The organism is Pseudomonas triticicola, from assembly GCF_019145375.1.
Taxonomy (GTDB): domain Bacteria; phylum Pseudomonadota; class Gammaproteobacteria; order Pseudomonadales; family Pseudomonadaceae; genus Aquipseudomonas; species Aquipseudomonas triticicola.
Genome location: NZ_JAHSTX010000001.1, coordinates 2,432,654 through 2,456,192 on the forward strand (window position 1 = coordinate 2,432,654; position 23,539 = coordinate 2,456,192).

Sequence of the window (23,539 nt, forward strand, 5' to 3'; positions counted from 1 at the left end):
AGGCTCGCTCCCACAGGGGAAAGCATTCCATGGCGGTTATTGCCAGCCGAACCGGCGGATGTAGAAGCCTTTAACAGCTTGGGTCAGGGCCATGTACGCCAGCAGAATCACCGGCAGAAACACGAAATACAGCGACGGCAGCGCCTGCAATTTGAAGTAATGCGCCAGCGGCCCCATCGGCAGGAAGATGCCGACCGCCATGATGACCCCGGTCATGACCAGCAGCGGCATGGCGGCGCGGCTTTGCAGGAACGGAATCTTCGGCGTGCGGATCATGTGCACGATCAGCGTCTGGGTCAGCAGACCGACCACGAACCAGCCGGACTGGAACAGTGTCTGGTGATCCGGGGTATTGGCGTCGAACACGTACCACATCAAGGCGAACGTGGTGATGTCGAAGATCGAGCTGATCGGGCCAAAGAACAGCATGAAGCGCCCGACGTCAGCCGGCTGCCAGCGCTGCGGCTGTTTCAGCATCTCGTCGTCGACGTTATCGAACGGAATGGCGATCTGCGAAATATCGTAGAGCAGGTTCTGCACCAACAGGTGCATCGGCAGCATCGGCAGGAACGGGATGAACGCGCTGGCAACCAGCACCGAGAACACATTGCCGAAGTTGGAACTGGCAGTCATCTTGATGTACTTGAGCATGTTGGCGAAGGTGCGCCGCCCTTCGAGCACGCCCTCCTCCAGCACCATCAGGCTTTTTTCCAACAGGATGATATCCGCCGCTTCCTTGGCGATGTCCACCGCGCTGTCCACGGAAATGCCGATGTCGGCGCTGCGCAGCGCCGGCGCGTCGTTGATACCGTCGCCCATGAACCCGACCACATGGCCGTTGCCCTTGAGAATGCCGACGATGCGCTCTTTGTGCGACGGCGTGAGTCTGGCGAAAACGTTGGTCGTCTCGACCGCCACGGCCAGTTCGGCATCGCTCATGCGCTCAATGTCATTGCCCAGCAGCAAACCCTGTTGGGCGAGGCCGACCTCACGGCAGATCTTTGCTGTGACCAGCTCGTTGTCACCGGTCAGCACCTTCACCGCCACGCCATGTTCGGCCAAGGCCTTGAGCGCGGGCGCGGTGCTTTCCTTCGGCGGATCGAGGAACGCCACGTAACCGATCAACGTCAGCGCCTGCTCATCCGCCAGGCTGTAAATCTCGCGCCCTGCTGGCATTGAGCGAGCCGCAACCGCGACCACCCGCATACCTTCGGCGTTGAAAGCGCCGGTGACCTGGCGAATCCGCGCCAGCAGCTCGTCGCTCAGCGCCTCATCGACATCGCCGTGACGCACCCGGCTGCACACCGCCAGCACTTCTTCCACCGCGCCTTTGCAGATCAACTGATGTGGCTGACCGCGGCCCTCCACCACCACCGACATGCGCCGGCGATTGAAATCGAAGGGGATCTCATCGACCTTGCGAAACACGCTGCCGACCTTCAGCTCGCGGTGGATTTCCACGTGTTCGAGCACGGCGACATCCAGCAGGTTTTTCAGGCCGGTCTGGTAGTAGCTGTTGAGGTAGGCCAGTTCCAGCACAGCGTCAGAATCCTCACCCCAGACGTCGACATTACGCGCCAGAAATATCTTGTCCTGAGTCAGGGTGCCGGTCTTGTCGGTGCACAGCACGTCCATGGCGCCGAAGTTCTGGATCGCGTCGAGGCGTTTGACGATGACCTTTTTGCGCGACAGAAACACGGCGCCTTTGGCCAGGGTCGAAGTGACGATCATCGGCAGCATTTCCGGAGTCAGGCCGACGGCAATCGACAGCGCGAAGAGCAGCGCTTCACTCCAGTCGCCCTTGGTGAAACCGTTGAGGAACAGCACCAGCGGCGCCATGACGAACATGAAGCGGATCAGCAGCCAGCTGACCTTGTTGACGCCCTGCTGGAACGAGGTCACCGCGCGGTCCGTCGCGCCGACGCGTTGCGCCAGCGCACCGAAGTAGGTGCTGTTGCCGGTGGTGAGAATCAGTGCAATCGCGCTGCCGGAAACGACGTTGGTGCCCATGAACAGAATGTTGTCCAGCTCCAGCGGGTTACGCGTGTCGCGATCGGCCTGGTGGGTGAACTTCTCCACCGGCATCGATTCACCGGTCATTGCTGCCTGGCTGACGAACAGATCCTTGGCGCTGAGCACGCGGCAATCGGCGGGAATCATGTCACCGGCCGAGAGCACGATGAGATCGCCCGGCACCAGTTGCTTGATCGGCAGTTCCTGCCGTGGCGCATCCCGGCGCAGCACCGTGGCGGTGTTGCTGACCATGGCTTTGAGCGCATCGGCGGCCTGATTGGATTTGCTCTCCTGCCAGAAGCGCAGCAGCGTCGACAGCACCACCATGGAGAAAATCACCACGGCAGCCTTGAGGTCTTCGGTCAGCCAGGAGATCACCGCGAGCAGAGTCAGCAGCAGGTTGAACGGGTTTTTGTAGCAGTGCCACAGATGGGTCCACCACGGCAGCGGCTGCTCGTGTTCGACTTCATTGAGGCCGTGTTGCGCGCGCTGTGCATCGGCCTCAACTTCGGTAAGCCCCTCGCCGTGCGTGCCCAGCGATGACAGCAACGCAACGCTGTGTTCATGGGCGGCAGCGACTAGCGTACTGGCCAGCGTCGGCGGCACTTCACGGCTGACCGATGTGTCATTGATCGAATCCAGCAGCGCCAGACGACGGAAGTGCCGGGCGATGTGGCGGCTGCGCAGAAAGCCTGCGAAAAATTCCTTGAGCGTGAGTTTCATGGCTGTGTCCCCTGTGGTCAGCCGGGAAACCGTCGAGCAGGTACCGCCGCGCCCTGGCACCGGGAAAACCGGCACGGCGAGGCGTGGCACGCCGGTCGGGTATGACAGGCGTGTCGATAGGCTGCGATGACGACTGAGGTCGCCATCACGCCTGGTTCAGCGTCGATGAGAAGGACGTCGAGACACGACCCAAAACCGGCCGTGCACGAGATGCCGCTGCTCGCTGTTACGGCGAGACAACGGCAGGGAAAGACTGCGCGTTATCTTGCCGAGAATCTGCCGGTGATCGAGACCGGCCGACAACTGTCACTCGAACAAGTACCCACTGTGGGTCTCCGCAATTGATGAAAACGCGCGCAGCTTACGCCCGCAGCGAAACGGCTGGAAGAGGTGTTTTCGGGGAATGTGAGGGGTGTTCAGGAAGGGTTCAGAATCTCCCCGCGATCGTTCCTGCGCTCAGCGTAGGAACGCCTCATCGGACGCTCCGCGTTCGGCTTCTGAAAGGGACGCGGAGCGTCCCGGGCTGCATTCCCACGCAGAGCGTGGGAACGATCATATGCGGGGCTTTCCATGGCCCCTTCGCGAGCAGGCTCGCTCCCACATTTTGTCCTGCGTTCACAGAACCATTGTGGGAGCGAGCCTGCTCGCGAAAGCGGTATGTCAGGCAATGCAGATTCAGCTGGCAGTCGCCAACAACAGCTCCGCCACCGAGCGGCTGTGCCCGCGCTGTTTGCCATGCTCGTACAGCGAGCCAGCGATTTCATCGGCGCGAATCGGCAGCACCGACAGCAGCGTATCGCTCAGGCCATGGCTGGCCTGGCAGAAGCCCTGCATATAAATGCCGGCCTTGCAGCGCTCGTCGGTGATCAGTTTGTAGTTGCGATCGACCTCGAACTCACCGAGGTATTCCTCCAGCGGCGCGAGCAACTTGCGGTGCATCTGCCGCTCGTAACCGGTGGCCAGCACCACGGCGTCATAGATTCGCACCGTGACTTCCCCGGTGGCGTTGTTGCGCACGGCCAGTTCGATACCGTTTGCCGTGGCAGTGGCGCTCTCGACGGTGGTCAGGGTGCGGAACGCATGGCGGGCAATCCCGGAAACCTTCTGCCGGTAGAAGATGCCGTAGATGCGTTCGATCAGGTCGATGTCGACCACCGAATAGTTGGTGTTGTGGTACTCGTTGACCAGACGTTCGCGCTCGGCGCTGTTCTGCTGGAACACCAGATCAGTGAATTCCGGCGAGAACACTTCGTTGACGAACGGGCTGTCGTCCGCAGGTTTCAAGGCCGAGCCGCGCAGGATCATGTCGACCTGCACCGACGGGAATGAATCGTTGAGATCGATGAAGGCTTCCGCCGCGCTCTGCCCGCCACCGATGATGGCGATGCTCATCGGTTGATTGTTCACGCACGGCTGTCTGGCCATTTGCGACAGATACTGCGAATGGTGGAACACCCGATGATCGCCCTTCAGCGCCTTGAACGCCTCTGGAATGCGCGGCGTGCCGCCAGCGCTGACCACCACCGAACGCGTGGTGCGCACGAACTGCTGGCCGTCGCTGCCCCGGGAAATCACCCGCAACGCTTCAACCTGCTGGTTGTGCAACACCGGTTCGATGAACTGCACTTCTTCGCCATAACGGCTCTGCGCGGTGAACTGCCCGGCCACCCAGCGCAGGTAGTCGTTGTACTCCATGCGGCATGGATAAAAGGTGCCGAGGTTGATGAAATCGACCAGACGCCCGTGGTGCTTGAGGTAGTTGACGAACGAGTACGGGCTGGTCGGATTGCGCAGGGTCACCAGGTCCTTGAGGAAGGAAATCTGCAACTCGCTCTGCGTCGACAAGGTGTTGCCGTGCCAGCTGTAAGTGGCCTGCTTGTCGAGGAACAGCACATCCAGTTCGCCCTGGATCCGGCCGCGCTCCTGCAGAGCGATGGCCAGTGCCAGGTTCGAAGGGCCGAAACCGACGCCGATCAGGTCGTGAACGATGGGCGATGCAATTGCCTGTGTCATTTCCAGTGTCCTCTGGATGAACCCCTCAACGCGGGGAAATAAAGCCTGGGTGGCCTGACCGGCCTGAATCAGGTCAGCAGGTTGTCTGTTGAGTAGGAACGAGGACGATGAAAGGAAATTTAACCGGCGCGGATCACTGGCCATCCCATTGCTGGATGCGCAGACGGCAATGTTTCATGGCGTTGACGATGTGTTTTTCCACCATCGCCCGGGAGATGCCGAGGGTCTGGGCGATTTCCGGATGGGACAGGCCTTCGATCTTGCGCAGCAGAAAACTGTCGCGGCACAGCGGCGGCAATTCGGCCAATGCGCGCTGGAGCATTTCCAGGCGCTGGCCGTGATCGAGGGTGCCGTGGGGTGACGGGGTGAAATAGCGCTCTTCGTTGTCCAGTACGTCCAGCGATTCGACCTGACGCAGCGCGTTACGGCGGTGATCGTCAATAACCAGATTCAAAGCGGTGCGATAAAGGAAGGCCCGGGGTTGTTCGATCGGTACTTCGCTGGAGCGCTCCAGCACGCGTACATAGGCGTCATGCACCACATCCTCGGCGACCTGACGGTTGCCCAGTCTGGCGTTGAGGAAACACACCAGCTCACGATAGTAGTTTTCCAACATGACTCCCGACCGCATCGATGCCGTTTCTGTCCTTGAGCGCACTGATCAGACCTGCGAATCACGCAGTAGCAAGATAGTGGCAACTTGAGATGCGTAATTTATAGTAATTCTCATATAGATTTAAAGAGTTGATTCCATATCCCGGACAAATAGTCGTGGTCCGGCGTGCGGTAACTCGATGTGTCTGCGGCTAAATTCCATGGCGCATGCCTCGTTTACAGGACAGCCCCCGTGTCTGTCGTGCCTTGCGACGGGCCGCAACCACTGGCCGGAAACCTGCATGAATCGTCCCCGCCCCGCCCGTCGCGCGCTGTTTGCCGCCCTCTGTCTGATTCCCCTGATCGCCGTTGCCGCCTGGCAAGTCTTGCCACCCGGTCGCGACGCCGTTGCCACTGTGCAGGTCAGCCGCGGCGATATCGAAAACAGCGTGACGGCGCTCGGCACCTTGCAGCCGCGCCGCTATGTGGATGTCGGCGCACAGGCTTCGGGTCAGATTCAGAAGATTCACGTCGAGGCCGGTGACACGATCGAGGAAGGCCAGTTGCTGGTGGAGATCGACCCGTCGACACAGAAAGCCAAGCTCGATGCCGGGCGCTTTTCCATCGAAAACCTCAAGGCGCAGTTGCAGGAGCAACGCGCCCAGCACGATCTGGCGCAGCAGAAATACCAGCGCCAGCAGAAACTCGCCGCCGGTGGCGCCACCCGCGAAGAAGACGTGCAGACCGCGCGCGCCGAGGTCCGAGCGACCCAGGCGCGCATCGACATGTTCCAGGCGCAGATCCGTCAGGCCCAGGCCAGCCTGCGCAGTGACGAGGCCGAACTCGGTTACACGCGCATCTATGCGCCGATGAGCGGCACCGTGGTCGCCGTCGGTGCGCGGGAAGGCCAGACGCTCAACGCGCAACAACAGACCCCGCTGATCCTGCGCATCGCCCGGCTGTCGCCGATGACGGTGTGGGCCGAGGTTTCAGAGGCCGACATCGGGCACGTCAAACCCGGCATGAGCGCCTACTTCACCACCCTCAGCGGCGGCACTCGGCGCTGGAGCAGCACCGTGCGGCAGATCCTGCCGGTGCCGCCGCGCCCGCTTGAACAGAACCAGGGCGGCAGTCCCACCAGTGGTCGCAGTGGCAGCGAACGGGTGGTGCTGTACACCGTGCTGCTCGACGTCGATAACGCCGACAACAGCCTGATGACCGACATGACCGCACAGGTGTTCTTCGTCGCGCAACAGGCGCAAGACACCCTGACCGTGCCGACTGCCGCCCTGCAACCGGGCTCGCGCCCGCAGTGGCAGCGGGCGCAGATCGTCGCCGCCAACGGTGATATTCAGGCGCGCGAAGTACGCACCGGCATCAGCGATCGCCTGCGCACCCAAGTGCTCGAAGGTCTGGCCGAGGGCGAGCATGTTCTCAGCGCGCCGGCCACTGGTCATGGAGGCTGAATGCACACGCCCCTGATCGACCTGCGGCAGATCCGCAAAGCCTATGGCGGTGATGACAGCCCGCTGGTGGAAGTGCTGCGCGGGATCGATCTGTCGATCCACGCCGGCGAATTCGTCGCCATCGTTGGTGCCTCCGGTTCGGGCAAATCGACGCTGATGAACATTCTCGGTTGCCTCGACCGTCCCACCAGCGGCGAGTATCTGTTCGCCGGGGAAAATGTCGCGCAGCTGGACAGCGATGAACTGGCCTGGCTGCGCCGCGAAGCCTTCGGGTTTGTCTTTCAGGGCTATCACCTGATCCCGTCCGGCTCGGCCCAGGAAAACGTCGAGATGCCAGCGATCTATGCCGGCACCCCGGCCGCCGAGCGGCATGCCCGAGCTCACGCGCTGCTGGAACGTCTCGGTCTCGGCACTCGCACCGGCAACCGTCCGCATCAGCTTTCCGGCGGTCAGCAACAGCGGGTGTCGATCGCCCGAGCGCTGATGAACGGCGGCCACATCATCCTCGCCGACGAGCCGACCGGCGCCCTCGACAGCCACAGCGGCGCTGAAGTGATGACCCTGCTCGACGAACTCGCCGATCAGGGCCATGTGGTGATCCTTATCACCCACGACCGCGAAGTGGCGCAACGGGCCAAACGCATCATCGAAATCCGTGACGGCCTGATCATCAGCGACAGCGCCGAGCACGCGTGCGCGACGCCTGCGGCCAATCCCGGGGCGTTGCAAGCGGTCGACCTGCGCCAGCGCCTGAGCAGCGGCAGCAACCAGACCGGCGCCTGGAAAGGTGAACTGGTGGACGCTGTACAAGCGGCGTGGCGAGTGATGTGGATCAACCGCTTTCGCACCGCGCTGACCCTGCTGGGCATCGTCATTGGCGTGGCCTCGGTGGTGGTCATGCTCGCCGTCGGCGAAGGCAGCAAGCGTCAGGTCATGGCGCAAATGGGTGCGTTCGGCTCCAACATCATTTACCTCAGAGGCTCGGCGCCGAACCCCCGCACGCCGGAGGGCATCATCACCCTCGACGACGTTGCCGAACTGTCCGCCCTGCCCCAGGTGGAACGGATCATGCCGGTCAACGGCTCGACCGCCGGGGTGCGCTTTGGCAATGCCGACCACAGCAGTTACGTCGGCGGCAATGACACCAACTTTCCGCAGATTTTCAACTGGCCGGTGATCCAGGGCAGTTACTTCACCCAGGCCGACGAGGACAGCGCCGCCGCCGTCGCGGTGATCGGCACCAAGGTCCGCGACAAATTGCTCAAGGATGTCGCCGACCCCATCGGTCAATACATCCTCATCGAGAACGTGCCGTTCCAGATCCTCGGCGTGCTTGCGGAAAAAGGCGCCAGCTCCGGCGACTCCGATAGCGACAACCGCATCGCCGTGCCTTATTCGGCGGCGAGCACGCGCCTGTTCGGCAGCCGCAATCCGCAATACGTGGTGATTGCCGCGAAGGACGCGCGCAAGGTCAAGGACGCCGAACAGGCCATCGAACAGGCGATGTTGCGTCGGCACCACGGCAAGAAGGATTTCGAGCTGACCAACAATGCCGCGATGATCCAGGCCGAAGCGCGCACGCAAGGCACGCTGTCGCTGATGCTGGGGGCGATTGCGGCGATTTCCCTGCTGGTCGGCGGTATCGGCGTGATGAACATCATGCTCATGACCGTGCGCGAACGTACCCGCGAGATCGGTATTCGCATGGCCACCGGCGCCCGTCAGCGCGACATCCTGCGGCAGTTTCTCACTGAAGCGCTGATGCTCTCGGTGGTCGGCGGAATCGCCGGAATCGGCCTGGCGCTGCTGGTCGGCGGCGTGTTGCTGCTCAGCGGCGTGGCGATCGCCTTTCAAGGGCTGGCGGTGATCGGTGCGTTTGCCTGTGCGCTGGCCACCGGCGTCATCTTCGGCTTTATGCCGGCCCGCAAAGCTGCCCGGCTTGACCCGGTCACGGCCCTTACCAGTGAATGATCGACCTATGAAAGTGCGACTGACCTTCCTCGCCGCCAGCCTGTTGCTGGCGGCCTGCAGCAGCCCGGCGCCGCGCCTGGACAGCGGCGTGCAGCCACCGAGCGCGTGGCAGTCCGCCGACACCACCGGCGCGCTGCAGAGCAATCGGCAATGGTGGACGCGATTCGGCAGCCCCGAGCTGGAGCGGCTGGTGGAACAGGCGCGGCTGGGCAGCTACGACCTCGCCGCCGCCGTGGCGCGGGTCAGACAGGCCGAGGCCAGCGCAACCATCGCCGGCGCCCCGCTGCTGCCCGAGCTCAAGGCCGGTTTGAATGCCAACCGGCAGAAACTGATCCACGGCAAGGGCTACAGCCAACTGGATGTCAGCCCCGAGAATCGCTCGCTGGACTATTACGATGCCGAGCTCAGCGCCAGTTACGAAATCGATTTCTGGGGCGGCAAGCGTGCCGCCCGCGACAGTGCGGTGTTCGGCGTGCAGGCCAGCGAGTTCGACCGCGCCACCGTCGAGCTGACCTTGCTCAGCGGCGTCGCCAACAGTTACACCCAGGCCCTGGCCTTGCGTGAGCAGGCGCGCATTGCCGAACTCAATCTGGCCAATGCGCAAAATGTGCTGCATCTGGTGCAGACCCGCTTCGACGCCGGCAGCGCCACCGCGCTGGAACTGGCCCAGCAGAAAAGCCTGGTGGCCGAACAACAGCGTCGCCTGCCGCTGGTGCAACAACAGGCCCGCGAAGCACTGATCAGCCTCGCCGCCCTGCTCGGCCAACCAGTGCAAACGTTACCGTTGCCCACGCAATCCTTCGCGCAACTGCACTGGCCGGACATCGCCAGCGGCGTGCCGAGCGACTTGCTCAGCCGGCGTCCGGACATTGCCAGCGCCGAGGCCAAGCTCGCCGCAGCCCAGGCTGATGTCACTGTCGCCCGCGCCGCGATGCTGCCAAAAATTACCCTGACCGCCAGTCTCGGCAGCGGCGCTGATCTGGCGGCCGATTTGCTGCGCACGACGTTCTACAACCTGTCCTCGGGCCTGACCGCGCCGATCTTCAACAATGGCCGCCTCAGCGCCGAACGCGACAAGGCCAAGGCCCGACAGGATGAACTGCTGGAGACCTATCGCGGGGCAATCATCAACGGCTTCGCCGACGTCGAAAAAGCCCTCAGCAGCATTCGTGGCCTCGACGAACAGCGGCAATGGCAAAGCGAAGAACTGAACCAGGCACAAACCGCCTTCGACATCGCCCAAAGCCGCTACCAGGCCGGCGCCGAAGACCTGCTCACCGTCCTGCAAACCCAGCGCACGCTGTATGCGGCGCAAGACCTCAACGTGCAGCTGCGCCTGTCGCGCTTGCAGGCGAGCATTGCCTTGTACAAAGCGTTGGGGGGTGGCTGGGAAGTGATCTGACAGAGATGCGTCGACTGGACTGACGACTTCGCGAGCAGGCTCGCTCCCACAAATGGAATTCGGTTTGGACCGAAATCTCCGGCACGAACAAGGCACCATGTGGGAGCGAGCCTGCTCGCGAAGGGGTCGTGTCAGGCACTGATGCATCTGGATGACACTCCGCATTCGCGAGCAGGCTCGCTCCCACAAATGGAATTCGGTTTGGACAGAAATCTCCGCCACGACCAATGCCCATGTGGGAGCGAGCCTGCTCGCGAAGGGGTCGTGTCAGGCACTGATGCATCTGAATGCCACACCGCATTCGCGAGCAAGCTCGCTCCCACAAATGGAATTCGGTCTGGACGGAAATCTCCGCCACGACCAATGCCCATGTGGGAGCGAGCCTGCTCGCGAAGGGGTCGCGTCAGGCACTGATGCATCTGAATGACACACCGCATTCGCGAGCAAGCTCGCTCCCACAAATGGAATTCGGTTTGGACCGAAATCTCCGCCACGGCCAATGCCCATGTGGGAGCGAGCCTGCTCGCGAATAGGCCTTGTCAGCCGATGATGCGTTGGATGACACACCGCATTCGCGAGCAGGCTCGCTCCCACAAATGGAATTCGGTCTGGACAGAAATCTCCGCCACGAACAAGGCCCATGTGGGAGCGAGCCTGCTCGCGAAGAGGTCGTGTCAGGCACTGATGCATCTGAATGACACACCGCATTCGCGAGCAGGCTAACTCCCACAAATGGAATTCGGTTTGGACGGAAATCTTCGCCACGACCAAGGCCCCATGTGGGAGCGAGCTTGCTCGCGAAGAGGTCCTGTCAGGCACTGATGCATCTGAATGACACCCCACATTCGCGAGCAAGCTCGCTCCCACAAATGGAATTCGGTTTGGACCGAAATCTCCGCCACGAACAAGGCCCATGTGGGAGCGAGCTTGCTCGCGAAGAGGCCTTGTCAGGCACTGATGCATCTGGATGACACTCCGCATTCGCGAGCAAGCTCGCTCCCACAAATGGAATTCGGTTTGGACCGAAATCTCCGGCACGAACAAGGCACCATGTGGGAGCGAGCTTGCTCGCGAAGGGGTCCTGTCAGGCACTGATGCATCTGGATGACACACCGCATTCGCAAGCAAGCTAGCTCCCACAAATGGAATTCGGTCTGGACAGAAATCTCCGCCACGAACAAGGCCCATGTGGGAGCGAGCCTGCTCGCGAAGAGGTCGTGTCAGGCACTGATGCATCTGAATGACACACCGCATTCGCGAGCAGGCTCGCTCCCACAAATGGAATTCGGTTTGGACCGAAATCTCCGCCACAAACAAGGCCCATGTGGGAGCGAGCTTGCTCGCGAAGAGGTCCTGTCAGGCACTGATGCATCTGAATGACACACCGCATTCGCGAGCAAGCTCGCTCCCACAAATGGAATTCGGTTTGGACCGAAATCTCCGCCACGAACAAGGCCCCATGTGGGAGCGAGCCTGCTCGCGAAGGGGTCGTGTCAGGCACTGATGCATCTGGATGACACTCCGCATTCGCGAGCAGGCTCGCTCCCACAAGGGGATTGCGAACTATTCTGAGTGTGTGTGTGTGTGTTGAACCAATCTAGAGCTGTCGGCCCTTGACCTTCAGGTGCCGCGCATACCAAGGGCGCTGTGGCACTTTGCGGAACAGTTCGGTCATGTTGTCTTCGTCGCCGAAGGTGATACGCAGCGCCAGTTTCATGGTTTCCGGATCCATCTCCACGGAGCGCCCGACTTGCAGGCCGGGCACGGTGCTGCAGCCGTGGGTGTCGGGGCCGAGCCAGGGGTCGGAGACTTCCACCCAGCGCCCCGGTGCAAACCATGGCACGCCGTTGACTTCCAGACGGCTCACTTCGCCCGGATGAAAACGTTCATGGGCGCGGAACCAGTCTTCCAGGCGGTCATCAATCCAGCCGTGGAAACGCCAGAACACCGGGTTCACATGGGAGGAAAACGGATCACCGAGAAAGTCGTTTTCCGGCGCATACCAGCGCGCGGCGAAATCCGCCTGATCGCGCGCCATCGGCACGGGAATGTCATTGGACGGGTCACGCGCCACCGAGGCCCAGCGCATGTGCAGCCAGTCGTGCAGGCCCAGTTCGACTTCCGAACCGAACTGGCCAAGGGTCAATTTCGCCAAGTAACGCGGATCGCGATACTGCGATTCCCAGACCAGAAAATTGCTCTGGAAAGTCTCCGCCGCTTTGATGTCGCTGACCCATTTGGTGTACTCGTCATCGCCCTCGGCCAGCCAGGTCGGCGGCAGTGAGTTGCCGTCGTGGTTGTCGAAATAACGCGCGAAGCCTTGGCGGTCCCGTTCCAGCTCAGGCTGCGGCTGCGGAAACGCCGGCCAGGAAGGTAGATCCTGCATCGAGCGGGCGATGCCGAGCATGTGCCGATGCATAAAGAAAAAATCCACGCCCGAGCCATTGCGATCCTTGCTCGGCCCACGGGCATCACGCTCGTTGCTGCGCGGTCCGGGCTGCCAGCCAATGCCGCGCAGCGCTTCGCGTTTTTTCTCCGAGAGCTTGTGCCACTTGTCGCGCGTGGCGTGCCAGAGCTGGTGGAACAACCGATGCTCGGGCGCCACCAGCCAGGCCAACAGTTGCGGATTAAGCCCGGTGCGTTCACGGGCCTCGGGAAAACGCCGCTTGATAGCGATGAACTGATTGTCCAGCTCGGGCAACGCCAACGGCCGATCCAGACGCAGTACCTGCCCGGTGAACGTGGCGCTGCCGGCATTGCCGAACGCCGCCCAGACTTCATCCAGTTTGACTTTGAATTCATACACCGGCGGCGCAAGCGGCGCATCGGTGCGCAGCAGGCGCCAATACATTTCGGCACCGTTGCCCGGCACCAGATCACCGACCACTTGATAACGCACAGGCCCTTCGGCACGCAGATTGGTCCCGGTGTCGAGATAACCGCGCAAGCCGCGCCCACGATGAGCGATGTCGAGAAACAGCTCCAGGCCTTGCGCCGGCAAACCATCAAGCCCCGCTGCCGCACCAGTAAAGCGAATGTCCCAGACCCCACGCAAATTGTCCGCCAGCTGTTGCCCGGCGGTGTCCGCCAGATCGACCGTGGCCTCGCCCGGGGTGATCGGAAACTCCTCGCGAGTCAGTTCACGATGTGCATAAAAAGCGGCAGGCAGCGCGGCGCCCGTGAGTGCCATGCCCGCCATGAACCAGCGTCGAGAGATCGTCATTGCCCTACCTGTGTCAGCCATGAAGCAGGCTTTATCCAAGCTAGAACGTTTGCTCGGCGGGGAAATTTACGCCGCCGGCAAACATCACCCGCGCCGCTGCCGGGCATTTGTAACGCACACCTAAATTAGCCCTGCGGCCACTCGTTCTTCCCAGATAGCAAAGGCCCCTGCGCCTGTACCTCGACGGCGAACCTGAATGAGATGGCAATGACAAAACCGCGTTGGAAAAAGGCTCTATTCATCGGCCTGCCGCTGGCCCTGGCGATCAGTGCCGGCGCAGGATTTCTGGCCTGGGATTACTGGAACAACCCCGGCTACCCGGTGAAGGTGATGAAACAGGCGACTGAATTGCAGGATCGCCTGCTGTCGTTCGACAGCCACATCACCGTGCCGCTGAGTTTCGGCAGCCACGACCACGAAGCCGACAAGGATGGCTCGGGCCAGTTCGACCTGGTCAAGGCCAATCGCGGACGCTTGTCCGGCGCAGCATTGACGGTGTTCGGCTGGCCGGAAATGTGGAACGGCCCGAACGCCCCTCACCGTCCGACCGAGGGTTTTGTCGAAGAGGCGCGCAACCAGCAGGAAGTGCGCTACAAGATCATTTCCGGGATTGTCCGCGACTTTCCCAATCAGGCCGGCATCGCCTACACACCGGATGATTTCCGCCGCCTGCACGGCGAAGGCAAGTTTGCGATTTTCATCAGCATGCTCAACGCCTACCCGCTGGGCGATGATCTGAGCAAGCTCGACCTGTGGGCCGGGCGCGGCATGCGCATGTTCGGTTTCAGTTACATCGGCAACAACAGCTGGGCCGACTCGTCGCGGCCGCTGCCGTTTTTCAATGATTCGCCCGATGCCCTCGACGGTCTGTCGGACATCGGCAAACAAGCGGTGCAGCGCTTGAACGATCTGGGGGTGATCATCGACGTGTCGCAGATGTCGACCAAGGCCCTCGAGCAAGTCGCCGAACTGAGCCGCACACCGCTGGTGGCCTCGCACTCGGCACCAAGGGCGGCAGTGGATATCCCGCGCAACCTCAGCGACAAAGAGCTGCAACTGATCAAGAACAGTGGCGGCGTGGTGCAAGTGGTCGCCTTCTCGCAATACCTGAAACCGCTGACCCAGGGCACGCAGGACAAACTCAATGCGCTGCGTGCGCGCTTCGATCTGCCGCCACTGCCCAATCTGGCCATGGCGCTGATGCCGGGCGATCCGATCATCACTGCCTGGTCGGAACAGAAGCTCGGCCAATACGCCAGCGGCCTCTACGCGATCCTCGAAGAAGAACCGAAAGCCACTCTCAAGGACTTCGGCGACGCCATCGATTACACGGTGCGCAAGATCGGTATCGACCACGTCGGCATTGCTTCGGATTTCAACGATGGTGGCGGCATCAAGGGCTGGGAAAACGTCGGCGAGATCCGCAACGTCACCGCCGAACTGCTGCAGCGCGGCTACTCCGAAGCGGACATCGCCAAGCTCTGGGGCGGCAACTTCATGCGCGTCTGGGATCAGGTGCAAAATGCCGCGAAACCGGCGCTGGCGTCGCGCCAGGAGGTGGCGCGACCATGACCGATCGTCGCACTTTCCTGAAGCAGGCCGGCCTGCTCGCCGCCGCCCTGCCCCTGGGCGCCAGCCTGACTGCACCGGCGGCCATCGCTGCCGTGCCGACTGCGTCGCGGGACAAATGGGCGCAGTTACGTCAAATGTTCGATCAGGATCCTCAGGCGATTCACTTCGCCAATTTCCTCGTCACCTCACATCCCAAACCGGTGCGTGAAGCGATCGAGCGCCATCGCGCAGCGCTGGATCTGAATCCGGGTCTGGCGATGGATTGGGATCTGGGCGTCACCGAGAAGCGCGAAGAAAACGTGCGCCACTGGGCCGGCCAGTATCTGCAAGCCAAACCGGTGCAAATCGCCCTGACCGGCAGCACCACCGAAGGCCTGGCGATGATCTACGGCAGCGTGCAGGTGCGCGCGGATCAGGAAATCCTCACCACGGTTCACGAGCATTATTCGACGCGCAACATTCTCGATTTCCGCAGCCGGCGTGACGGCACGCGCGTGCGCAAACTCACCCTGTTCGAAAACCCGCAGAGCATTTCTCTGGATCAGGTGCTCGACACGATCAATCGCAATATCCGCCCCGAGACCCGCGTGCTGGGCATGACCTGGGTGCATTCGGGCAGCGGCGTGAAGCTGCCGATCAGCGAGATCTCGCGGCTGGTCGATGAGCACAACCGTCAGCGCGAGGACCAGGATCGGCTGATCTACGTGGTTGATGGTGTGCACGGTTTTGGCGTCGACGACTTGAGTTTCCCGCAGATGAACTGCGACTTTTTCATCGCCGGCACGCACAAGTGGATGTTCGGCCCGCGCGGCACCGGCATCGTCTGCAGCCGCACTGAAGAACTGAAATACGTCAGCCCCAGCGTGCCGACCTTCTCCGAGGCCACGGCTTTCTCGACCATCATGACGCCGGGCGGCTACCACGCCTTCGAGCATCGCTGGGCGCTGGACGAAGCCTTCAAGTTGCACCTGCAACTGGGCAAGGCCGAGGTGCAGACGCGCATTCATCAGCTCAACAGCTACCTCAAGCAACGCTTGCAGGAGCACCGCAACATCGAGTTGGTGACCCCGCTCGACTCGCAGTTCTCCGCCGGTTTCACCTTCTTCCGGATCAAGGGCCAGGACAGCGATGAAGTGGCCGCCTGGCTGATGCAAAACCGGGTGATCTGCGACGCGGTCAGCCGCGATGTCGGGCCGGTGATCCGCACCGCGCCGGGCTTGCTCAACAGCGAAGCCGAAGTGGATCGCTTCATGGACATCCTCGGCAAAAAGCTGCGTGCCTGAACCTCGACTGCCGTTTTCCTTTTAAAGAGACGACCCATGAAAAAGCCTCACGCGTCACTCCTCTCCAAAGCCCTGCCCGCACTGGCGCTGAGCGCCCTCTGCGCTGCGCTGTTGCCCGGCAGCGCGCAGGCGGCGACCGCGCCCGCTGCGGGCAAAGTGTTCAAGGACTGCAAGGACTGCCCGGAAATGGTCGTGCTGCCGACCGGCAGCTACACCATGGGCACGCCGGATGATGAAGTCGGCCGCCAACCCGACGAAGGCCCGCTGCACACGGTGACGTTCAGCAAACCGTTCGCTATCAGCCGCTCGCAGGTGCTGGTGGGCGAATGGGACGCCTACGTGCGCGAGACCGGCAACAAGCCCTACGACTTCGATGATCGCCCCGGCCGCCGTTGCACCGCCGGCAAGCCGGAATTCAAACAGACGCCCCGCGATCCGGCGGTATGCATGAACGTCGCCGAAGCCCAGGGCTACATCGACTGGCTGTCGAAAAAGACCGGCCACGCCTATCGCCTGCAAAGCGAATCGATCCGCGAATACGCCGCCCGGGGCGGCAGCACCGGGCCTTTCCCGTTCCCGTTCGATGAGGGCAAGGATTACCAGATTTCCAGGCACGCCAACACTTACGGCGCGGCCGATGGCTACAACTTCACCTCGCCGGCCGGCACCTTCCCGGCCAATGCGTTTGGCGTGTTCGACGCCCACGGCAACGTCTACGAATGGACCGCCGACTGCTACCACCCGGACTACTCCGGCGTGCCCGCCGACGGTCGCCCATGGACCCAGGAAAACTGCGAACGCCAGGTCATGCGCGGCAACGACTGGGGCGAAGCGCCGATCTTCTCGCGCTCGGGCAACCGCAACAGCAGCTGGCCGACCAGCAAGGGCGACTGGCTGGGCTTTCGCGTAGTACGCGACCTCTGATCCCGCCCTCGACGAGCGCAGCCACACCTGCGCTCGGTTAAAGAAACTCCGCGACCATTCGTTTTCCTTAAGTACCGGCACTCCCTCCGCATCGAAGCAGGAATCCTCCATGACCAAGCCTACGCGTGGGGCGATCAACGAATTGTTCGCCCTGCTCAAGCCCTTCCGCCTGATCGTCTCGGCGTCCATCGTGCTCGGCATGCTCGGCGGCCTGAGCGTCACCGTGCTGCTGGCGACCATCAACAACGCCCTGCATTCCGATGACGGCCTGACCCGCACCGTGGTGATGATCTTCGCCGGCCTCTGTGCCCTGGCCCTGCTGACCACGATTCTGTCGGACATCGGCACCAACTATGTCGGCCAGCACATCATCGCCAAACTGCGCAAAGAGCTCGGGGAGAAAGTCCTGTCGGCGCCGATCGACCAGATCGAACGCTATCGCAGCCACCGCCTGATTCCGGTGCTGACCCACGACGTCGATACCATCAGCGACTTCGCCTTCGCCTTCGCGCCGCTGGCGATTTCGATGACCGTGACCCTTGGCTGTCTCGGCTATCTGGCCATGCTGTCGTGGCCGATGTTCCTGATGATGCTGGTGGCCATCGCCATCGGCACCACCATCCAGGCGATTGCGCGGGCCAAGGGCATGCGCGGTTTCTACGCCGCACGCGATTCCGAAGACGAACTGCAAAAGCATTACAACGCGATTGCCGAAGGTGCCAAGGAACTGCGTATTCACCGCCCGCGCCGTCAGCGCATGTTCGTCGCCGGCATTCAGAAAACCGCCGAGAAAATCTGCGACACCCAGATCAGATCGATCAACACCTTCGTCATCGCCAAGTCGTTTGGCTCGATGCTGTTCTTCGTCGTCATCGGCATGGCCCTGGCCCTGCAATCGCTGTGGCCGAGTGCCGACAAAGCGGTGATGAGCGGATTCGTTCTGGTGCTGCTGTACATGAAGGGGCCGCTGGAACACCTGATCAGCACCCTGCCGATCATCAGCCGCGCGCAGATTGCCTTCCGTCGCATTGCCGAGCTGAGTGAACAGTTCTCTTCACCGGAACCGCACCTGTTGCTGCAGGATCAGGGCAGCAAGCCGGCCGCCGTCAACAGCCTGGAACTGCGCAACGTGCGCTACGCCTTCCCGCCCGTCGAAGGCAGCGAACCGTTCCGCCTCGGCCCGGTGAACCTTCGTATCGAACAGGGCGACATCGTGTTCATCGTCGGTGAGAACGGCTGCGGCAAAACCACGCTGATCAAACTGTTGCTGGGGCTGTATGCGCCGACCGAGGGCGAAATTCGCGTTAACGACAAGCCGATCACTGCGGTCAACCGCGACGATTACCGGCAGAACTTCACCACGATCTTCGCCGACTACTACCTGTTCGATGACTTGATCCAGGGCGATCGTGAAGTGCCGCAGGATGCCACCCGCTACCTCGAACGTCTGGAGATCGCGCACAAGGTCAGCGTGCGCGACGGCGCGTTCAGCACCACCGACCTGTCCACCGGCCAACGCAAGCGCCTGGCACTGGTCAATGCCTGGCTCGAAGAGCGCCCGGTGCTGGTGTTCGATGAATGGGCGGCGGATCAGGACCCGACCTTCCGGCGGATCTTCTATACCGAGCTGCTGCCCGACCTCAAGCGTCTGGGCAAAACCATCATCGTGATTTCCCACGACGACCGTTACTTCGACGTCGCCGATCAACTGGTGCGCATGGAGGCCGGCAAGGTCAGAAGCGAACTGCAAACCGCTTGATCGAGGCAGCCGCGACCGGGCCGGAGAAAAAACTTTTCCGGTTTGCCGCGGCTTCCTCGTCTTAATGAGATGAATAAGAACCATTAACAACTATACCTGCCAAGGTCTTAACCTCATGTCCGCATCCCGTTTCATGCTTCGCCCTCTGACTCGAGCCCTGCTGATGCACGGCGCGACCCGCACACGCCTGGCCGGTAGCGGCCTGGGTCTGGCACTGACCCTCGCGGCAGCGCCGTATGTCCAGGCCCAGGAATGGACCCTGAACATCCCGGCCCAACCGCTGGCCCAGGCCCTGCAGACCCTCGGTCAGCAGACCAGCCTGCAAATCGTCTACAGCCCGGAAAGCCTGCAAGGCCTGCGCTCCAGCGCCCTCAACGGCCGCTACCAGGATGACGATTCGCTGAAAGCCATGCTCAGCGGCACCGGCATCCGCTATCAGCGTGACGGCAACACCGTCACCGTGCTCGGCCCGGCCACCGGCGGCAGTGCGATGGAACTGGCGCCGACCAACGTCAACGCCAACCGCCTCGGCGCCACCACCGAAGGCAGCAACTCGTACACCACCGGCGGCGTGACCATCGGCAAAGGCGTGCACTCGCTGAAGGAAACGCCGCAGTCGGTCACGGTGATGACCCGCAAGATGCTCGACGACCAGAACCTCAACACCATCGAACAGGTGATGGAGAAGACCCCGGGCATCACCGTCTACGACTCGCCAATGGGCGGCAAATATTTCTACTCGCGCGGTTTCCGCATGACCGGCCAGTACCAGTACGACGGCGTGCCGCTGGACATCGGCAGCAGCTACGTGCAGGCGGACAGCTTCAACAGCGACATGGCCATCTATGACCGCGTGGAAATCCTCCGCGGTGCGGCCGGCATGATGAAGGGCGCGGGCGGCACCGCCGGCGGCGTCAACTTCGTGCGCAAGCGCGGCCAGGACACCCCGCACACACAGCTGTCGCTGTCGGCCGGGACCTGGGACAACTATCGCGGCCAGGTCGACACCGGCGGCCCGCTGAGCGACGCCGGCACCGTGCGTGGCCGCGCCGTGGTGACCCAGCAGACCCGTCAGTATTTCTACGATGTGGCTGAACGCCGCGACCAGATCTACTACGGCGCCCTGGACTTCGACCTCAGCCCCGACACCACCCTCGGTCTGGGCATGGCCTATGAAGACGTCGACGCCACCCCGTGCTGGGGCGGTCTGCCGCGCTACGCCGACGGCTCCGACCTGCACCTGAAACGCTCCACCTGCCTGAACACCTCGTGGAACAACCAGCGCAGCAAACGCGCCACCTACTTCGCCGACGTCAAACACCAGTTCAACGATGACTGGTCGCTGAAAGTCGCCGGTGTGTACTCGCGCAACACCCAGGACATGGAATATTCCTTCCCGAGCGGCACAGTGCCATTGGGCGCCACCGCCACCAATACGCTGATGCTCGGCAGTACCTATGATTACGATCAGCGCGACTACGGCTTCGATGCTTACGTCGACGGCAAATTCGACGCCTTCGGCCAGCAGCACGAACTGATCGTCGGCGCCAACGCCAGCCGTTCGCACAAGGACGACTTCTACGCAGTGGCGGCATTGCCACAGCGCCAGAACGTCTTCAACCCGAACCACAACATCCCGCAGCCGGATGAAAGCTACTACCTGGCCAACGCCTCCCGTGGCGGCCCGGTGGACATGCACATCAAGCAATACGGCGCTTACTCGATCGCCCGCCTGAAACTCGCCGACCCGATGACCCTGGTACTCGGCAGCCGGGTCAGCTGGTACAAATCCGATACCGATTCGGTGCAGTACTTCCGCGGTGAAGGCACCGAGGTCAACACCCAGTCCACCGAAACCGGCCAGGTCACCCCATTCGCCGGCCTGCTCTACGACCTCAACGACAACCTGACCGCCTACGCCAGCTACACCGACATCTTCACCCCGCAAGGCTCGTACAAAACCATCGACGGCAGCACGCTCAAGCCGCTGATTGGCCAGAGCTACGAGCTGGGGATCAAGGGTGAGTGGTACGACGGTCGCTTGAACACCACGTTCAACCTGTTCCGCACCATCCAGAAAGACGCGGCCCAGGATGACCTGCGGTGCGAAGACAGCTCCTGCCAGATCAACTCGGGCAAGGTCCGCGCCCAGGGCTTTGAAGCTGAAGTCAGCGGTGAAGTGATCGACCGCCTGCAATTGCTGGCCGGTTATACCTACACCCAGACCAAGGTGCTGGAAGATGCCGACGCCACTCAGGATGGCGCGGTCTACAACTCCTATGTGCCGCGTCACCTGTTGCGCGTCTGGGGTGATTACGCCCTGAGCGGGCCGCTGGACCGTGTGACCATTGGTGCGGGTGTCAATGCGCAGACAGGCACCTACCGCGTTTCGCCTCTGGGCGGGGACAATGTCGACGGCGCGGGTTATGCGGTCTGGAACGGTCGCATCGGTTATCGGATTGATGACACCTGGTCGGTGGCGTTGAACGGCAACAACCTGTTCGACAAGCGTTATTACGCGACCATTGGGACCGAGGGGTTCGGTAACTTTTATGGGGATCCGCGGAATTTTGTGATGTCGGTGAAGGCTGATTTCTGATTGGTCTGATGTTGTTTAGAAGCCCCGCTTTGGCGGGGCTTTTTTGTTATTGGAATTGGGGGCATATCCGTTGCTGCGGTGAAGGCTACTTAGGGTTCCGCCCTTACGGCGGGTCACTTTTTCCAAACGCCGGAGTGCCGGCCCAGCGAAAAGGTAACCAAAAAGGCTTTGCCCCGGCGTACGGCCCGCTCGCTGGGGCTCGGGGTACCTTCGTTACGGGACCGATCCGGGCGCAGCGGCTCCGGTTGGCTTCGCTGCACCTACACTCGCTGTGTACGACTGCGTCGTACGGTCGCTGCGCTCCCACGCCCGGATTGATCCCGTAACGAAGCCTGCCGAAGGGGCAAAAGATCAAAAGCCAAAGCCAAAGCAGAAGCAGAAGCAGAAGCCAGATCAACAGCCCCTCACCCTAGCCCTCTCCCAGAGGGAGAGGGGACATGCGAAGTACGCCGACCTGAGATACCGAGTCGAATGCAAATATGCAGAAAATCAAAAGCCCCTCACCCTAGCCCTCTCCCGGAGGGAGAGGGGACTGACGGAGGTGTTTAGGTGAAATATGCCGACTTGCGATACCGAGTCGATGCAGATTCTGAAAAGCCCGCAAATCGGCTCCCTCTCCCTCGGGAGAGGGCTGGGGTGAGGGGCGAATCCACCGAAAATCTCAAGCCATGCGACGCTTCTAACCACTCAGCAATGAGCGTTAGCTCGAGTGCTTTTGACCCACCGGCGACGTCGGAAGGCTGAGTGGAGGGATTGATCCGGGGGTGGGAGCGCAGCGACCGTTTGGCGCAGCCAAACACAGCGAGTGTAGGTGCAGCGAAGCAAACCGGAGCCGCTGCGCCCGGATCAGTCCCGCAGCGAAGGAACCCGAGCCTGCGAGGGCCGAACGCAGGAGCAAGCGTTTTTTGCTTATTTTTTTCTGGGCCGGCATTCCGGGCGCTTGTAAAAAAGTAAGTCGCCGTCAGGCGAAACCGCCAGCAGCCGCTACCGAAGCAACGGATATTCACCCAATCTCAAGAGCCCGCGCAAGCGCCCCACCCACCCGCAGATACACCTCCAGAACCCCAGGCACCACCGTCCCCAACCGCAACAAATCATGAGTCAACCCGGCACATACCTCGACCTCGACCTCAACCCCCTGCCCACGCAGCCTGTCGACATAGGCCTGCCCCTCATCCAGCAACGGATCAAACCCGGCCAATACCACAATGGCCGGCGCAACCCCGCGCAGATCCTGCGCCAGCAACGGCGAAAAACGCCAGTCCAGATAATCCTCCGGCCCACGCGCATAGTGCTGATAAAACCACTCCAGCGTGTCGTTCTCGAGCAAATACCCCTCACCAAACAACAGCCGCGAATCATGCACCCGCGAAGCATCGGTCACCGGATAACACAACAACTGCGCCTTGGGCGCGATAGCTACCGTGTGCGGTTGCCGCAGCGCCTGAATCGCCAGCACCGTCGCCAACGTAGCACCCGCGCTATCACCGCCAACCGCAACCCGCGAACAATCCAGACCGTGACTCGTCGCGTTCTCGGCCAGCCAAGACAACGCGTCCTCGCCATCCTCCAGCGCTGTCGGAAAGCGATGCTCCGGCGCCAGCCGATAACCCACAGAGAGCACCGCACACGGCGTGCGCTGGCAAAACTCGCGGCAGACGCCGTCGTGGGAATCCAGGCTGCCAACGACAAACCCGCCACCATGGAAATACACCAACACCGGCAGCGGCGAGGCAACTCCATTGGGCCGATACAAACGCAACGCCAGCGCCGCGCCATCCCGGGACAGTGTTTCAATCTCGGTGACTTCAAGATCCTGCGGTGCCGGCCAGCGCAGTTGCGCGGTGGTCTGTTCGAAGGTGGCGCGGGCCTCGCTCGGGGTCAGTTGGTGCATGGCGGGCAGGCCGGCGTCCTGGCTGTCTTGAGCGAGGTCGAGGAAAGCTTCCAGATCAGGGTGTAACGACATCGATAAAAATCCTTGTATCCGCAATAGGACG

General features: G+C 62.0%; 13 protein-coding genes. 8 read left to right on the forward strand and 5 right to left on the reverse strand.

Translation table 11 applies throughout. The annotated features are described in order from the left end of the window. Window positions 1-36: 36 nt before the first annotated feature. The 3 genes from mgtA to KVG85_RS10945 form a co-directional block, all read right to left on the reverse strand. Complete coding sequence (gene mgtA / locus KVG85_RS10935) at window positions 37-2,736, reverse strand: magnesium-translocating P-type ATPase (RefSeq protein ID WP_217863853.1); 2,700 nt, start codon at window positions 2,734-2,736, stop codon at window positions 37-39. A 675-nt stretch (window positions 2,737-3,411) separates the two neighbouring features. Further along, window positions 3,412-4,749, reverse strand: a complete 1,338-nt coding sequence (locus KVG85_RS10940) for a lysine N(6)-hydroxylase/L-ornithine N(5)-oxygenase family protein (protein WP_110598717.1) — start codon at window positions 4,747-4,749, stop codon at window positions 3,412-3,414. Window positions 4,750-4,882: 133 nt separating this feature from the next. Beyond that, entirely contained in the window at window positions 4,883-5,365 is a 483-nt protein-coding gene (locus KVG85_RS10945) for a sigma-70 family RNA polymerase sigma factor (RefSeq protein WP_264083042.1), read from the reverse strand. 280 nt (window positions 5,366-5,645) lie between these two features. On the opposite strand from KVG85_RS10945, the gene KVG85_RS10950 reads away from it, so the two are divergent. Genes KVG85_RS10950 through KVG85_RS10960 form a run of 3 tightly spaced genes read left to right on the forward strand, consistent with a single transcriptional unit; the run spans window position 5,646 to window position 10,182 of the window. Then, window positions 5,646-6,809, forward strand: coding sequence for an efflux RND transporter periplasmic adaptor subunit (locus KVG85_RS10950; RefSeq protein WP_217863854.1), 1,164 nt, complete (start codon window positions 5,646-5,648; stop codon window positions 6,807-6,809). Further along, window positions 6,810-8,780, forward strand: coding sequence for a MacB family efflux pump subunit (locus KVG85_RS10955; protein ID WP_217863855.1), 1,971 nt, complete (start codon window positions 6,810-6,812; stop codon window positions 8,778-8,780). 7 nt (window positions 8,781-8,787) lie between these two features. Further along, a complete protein-coding gene (locus KVG85_RS10960) occupies window positions 8,788-10,182 on the forward strand; it encodes an efflux transporter outer membrane subunit (protein WP_217863857.1) in 1,395 nt (464 codons plus the stop codon). Window positions 10,183-11,779: 1,597 nt separating this feature from the next. On the opposite strand, the gene pvdP is transcribed toward KVG85_RS10960, so the two are convergent. Continuing rightward, a complete protein-coding gene (pvdP, locus tag KVG85_RS10965; RefSeq protein WP_217863858.1) occupies window positions 11,780-13,405 on the reverse strand; it encodes a pyoverdine maturation tyrosinase PvdP in 1,626 nt (541 codons plus the stop codon). A gap of 207 nt (window positions 13,406-13,612) precedes the next feature. Here pvdP and pvdM point away from each other — a divergent pair, with 207 nt between their 5' ends. The 5 genes from pvdM to KVG85_RS10990 all read left to right on the forward strand — a co-directional run bounded on the left by pvdM (window position 13,613) and on the right by KVG85_RS10990 (window position 21,542). Then, complete coding sequence (gene pvdM / locus KVG85_RS10970) at window positions 13,613-14,977, forward strand: pyoverdine-tailoring dipeptidase-like protein PvdM (RefSeq protein ID WP_217863860.1); 1,365 nt, start codon at window positions 13,613-13,615, stop codon at window positions 14,975-14,977. Next, a complete protein-coding gene (gene pvdN / locus KVG85_RS10975) occupies window positions 14,974-16,260 on the forward strand; it encodes a pyoverdine-tailoring periplasmic protein PvdN (RefSeq protein WP_217863862.1) in 1,287 nt (428 codons plus the stop codon). The genes pvdM and pvdN overlap by 4 nt, the downstream gene beginning before the upstream one ends. 36 nt (window positions 16,261-16,296) lie before the next feature. Next, window positions 16,297-17,184 (forward strand): dihydropyoverdine dehydrogenase, encoded by an 888-nt coding sequence (pvdO, locus tag KVG85_RS10980; RefSeq protein ID WP_206420709.1) that lies wholly within the window; start codon window positions 16,297-16,299, stop codon window positions 17,182-17,184. A gap of 109 nt (window positions 17,185-17,293) precedes the next feature. Continuing rightward, window positions 17,294-18,943: a cyclic peptide export ABC transporter gene (locus KVG85_RS10985; RefSeq protein ID WP_024012358.1), complete on the forward strand. Its 1,650-nt coding sequence runs from the start codon at window positions 17,294-17,296 to the stop codon at window positions 18,941-18,943. 115 nt (window positions 18,944-19,058) lie between these two features. Next, window positions 19,059-21,542 carry a TonB-dependent siderophore receptor gene (locus tag KVG85_RS10990; RefSeq protein ID WP_217863864.1) on the forward strand — a complete coding sequence of 828 codons (2,484 nt, stop codon included), beginning with the start codon at window positions 19,059-19,061 and terminating at the stop codon, window positions 21,540-21,542. A 1,003-nt stretch (window positions 21,543-22,545) separates the two neighbouring features. Here KVG85_RS10990 and KVG85_RS10995 read toward each other — a convergent pair. Continuing rightward, window positions 22,546-23,508: an alpha/beta hydrolase gene (locus KVG85_RS10995; protein WP_217863865.1), complete on the reverse strand. Its 963-nt coding sequence runs from the start codon at window positions 23,506-23,508 to the stop codon at window positions 22,546-22,548. Window positions 23,509-23,539: the final 31 nt, after the last annotated feature.

Excerpts from the sequence above, each read along its gene's own strand:
- mgtA (WP_217863853.1), bottom strand. The coding sequence starts at position 2,736 with ATGAAACTCACGCTCAAGGAATTTTTCGCAGGCTTTCTGCGCAGCCGC.
- KVG85_RS10940 (WP_110598717.1), bottom strand. The coding sequence starts at position 4,749 with ATGACACAGGCAATTGCATCGCCCATCGTTCACGACCTGATCGGCGTC.
- KVG85_RS10945 (WP_264083042.1), bottom strand. The coding sequence starts at position 5,365 with ATGTTGGAAAACTACTATCGTGAGCTGGTGTGTTTCCTCAACGCCAGA.
- KVG85_RS10950 (WP_217863854.1), top strand. The coding sequence starts at position 5,646 with ATGAATCGTCCCCGCCCCGCCCGTCGCGCGCTGTTTGCCGCCCTCTGT.
- KVG85_RS10955 (WP_217863855.1), top strand. The coding sequence starts at position 6,810 with ATGCACACGCCCCTGATCGACCTGCGGCAGATCCGCAAAGCCTATGGC.
- KVG85_RS10960 (WP_217863857.1), top strand. The coding sequence starts at position 8,788 with ATGAAAGTGCGACTGACCTTCCTCGCCGCCAGCCTGTTGCTGGCGGCC.
- pvdP (WP_217863858.1), bottom strand. The coding sequence starts at position 13,405 with ATGACGATCTCTCGACGCTGGTTCATGGCGGGCATGGCACTCACGGGC.
- pvdM (WP_217863860.1), top strand. The coding sequence starts at position 13,613 with ATGACAAAACCGCGTTGGAAAAAGGCTCTATTCATCGGCCTGCCGCTG.
- pvdN (WP_217863862.1), top strand. The coding sequence starts at position 14,974 with ATGACCGATCGTCGCACTTTCCTGAAGCAGGCCGGCCTGCTCGCCGCC.
- pvdO (WP_206420709.1), top strand. The coding sequence starts at position 16,297 with ATGAAAAAGCCTCACGCGTCACTCCTCTCCAAAGCCCTGCCCGCACTG.
- KVG85_RS10985 (WP_024012358.1), top strand. The coding sequence starts at position 17,294 with ATGACCAAGCCTACGCGTGGGGCGATCAACGAATTGTTCGCCCTGCTC.
- KVG85_RS10990 (WP_217863864.1), top strand. The coding sequence starts at position 19,059 with ATGTCCGCATCCCGTTTCATGCTTCGCCCTCTGACTCGAGCCCTGCTG.
- KVG85_RS10995 (WP_217863865.1), bottom strand. The coding sequence starts at position 23,508 with ATGTCGTTACACCCTGATCTGGAAGCTTTCCTCGACCTCGCTCAAGAC.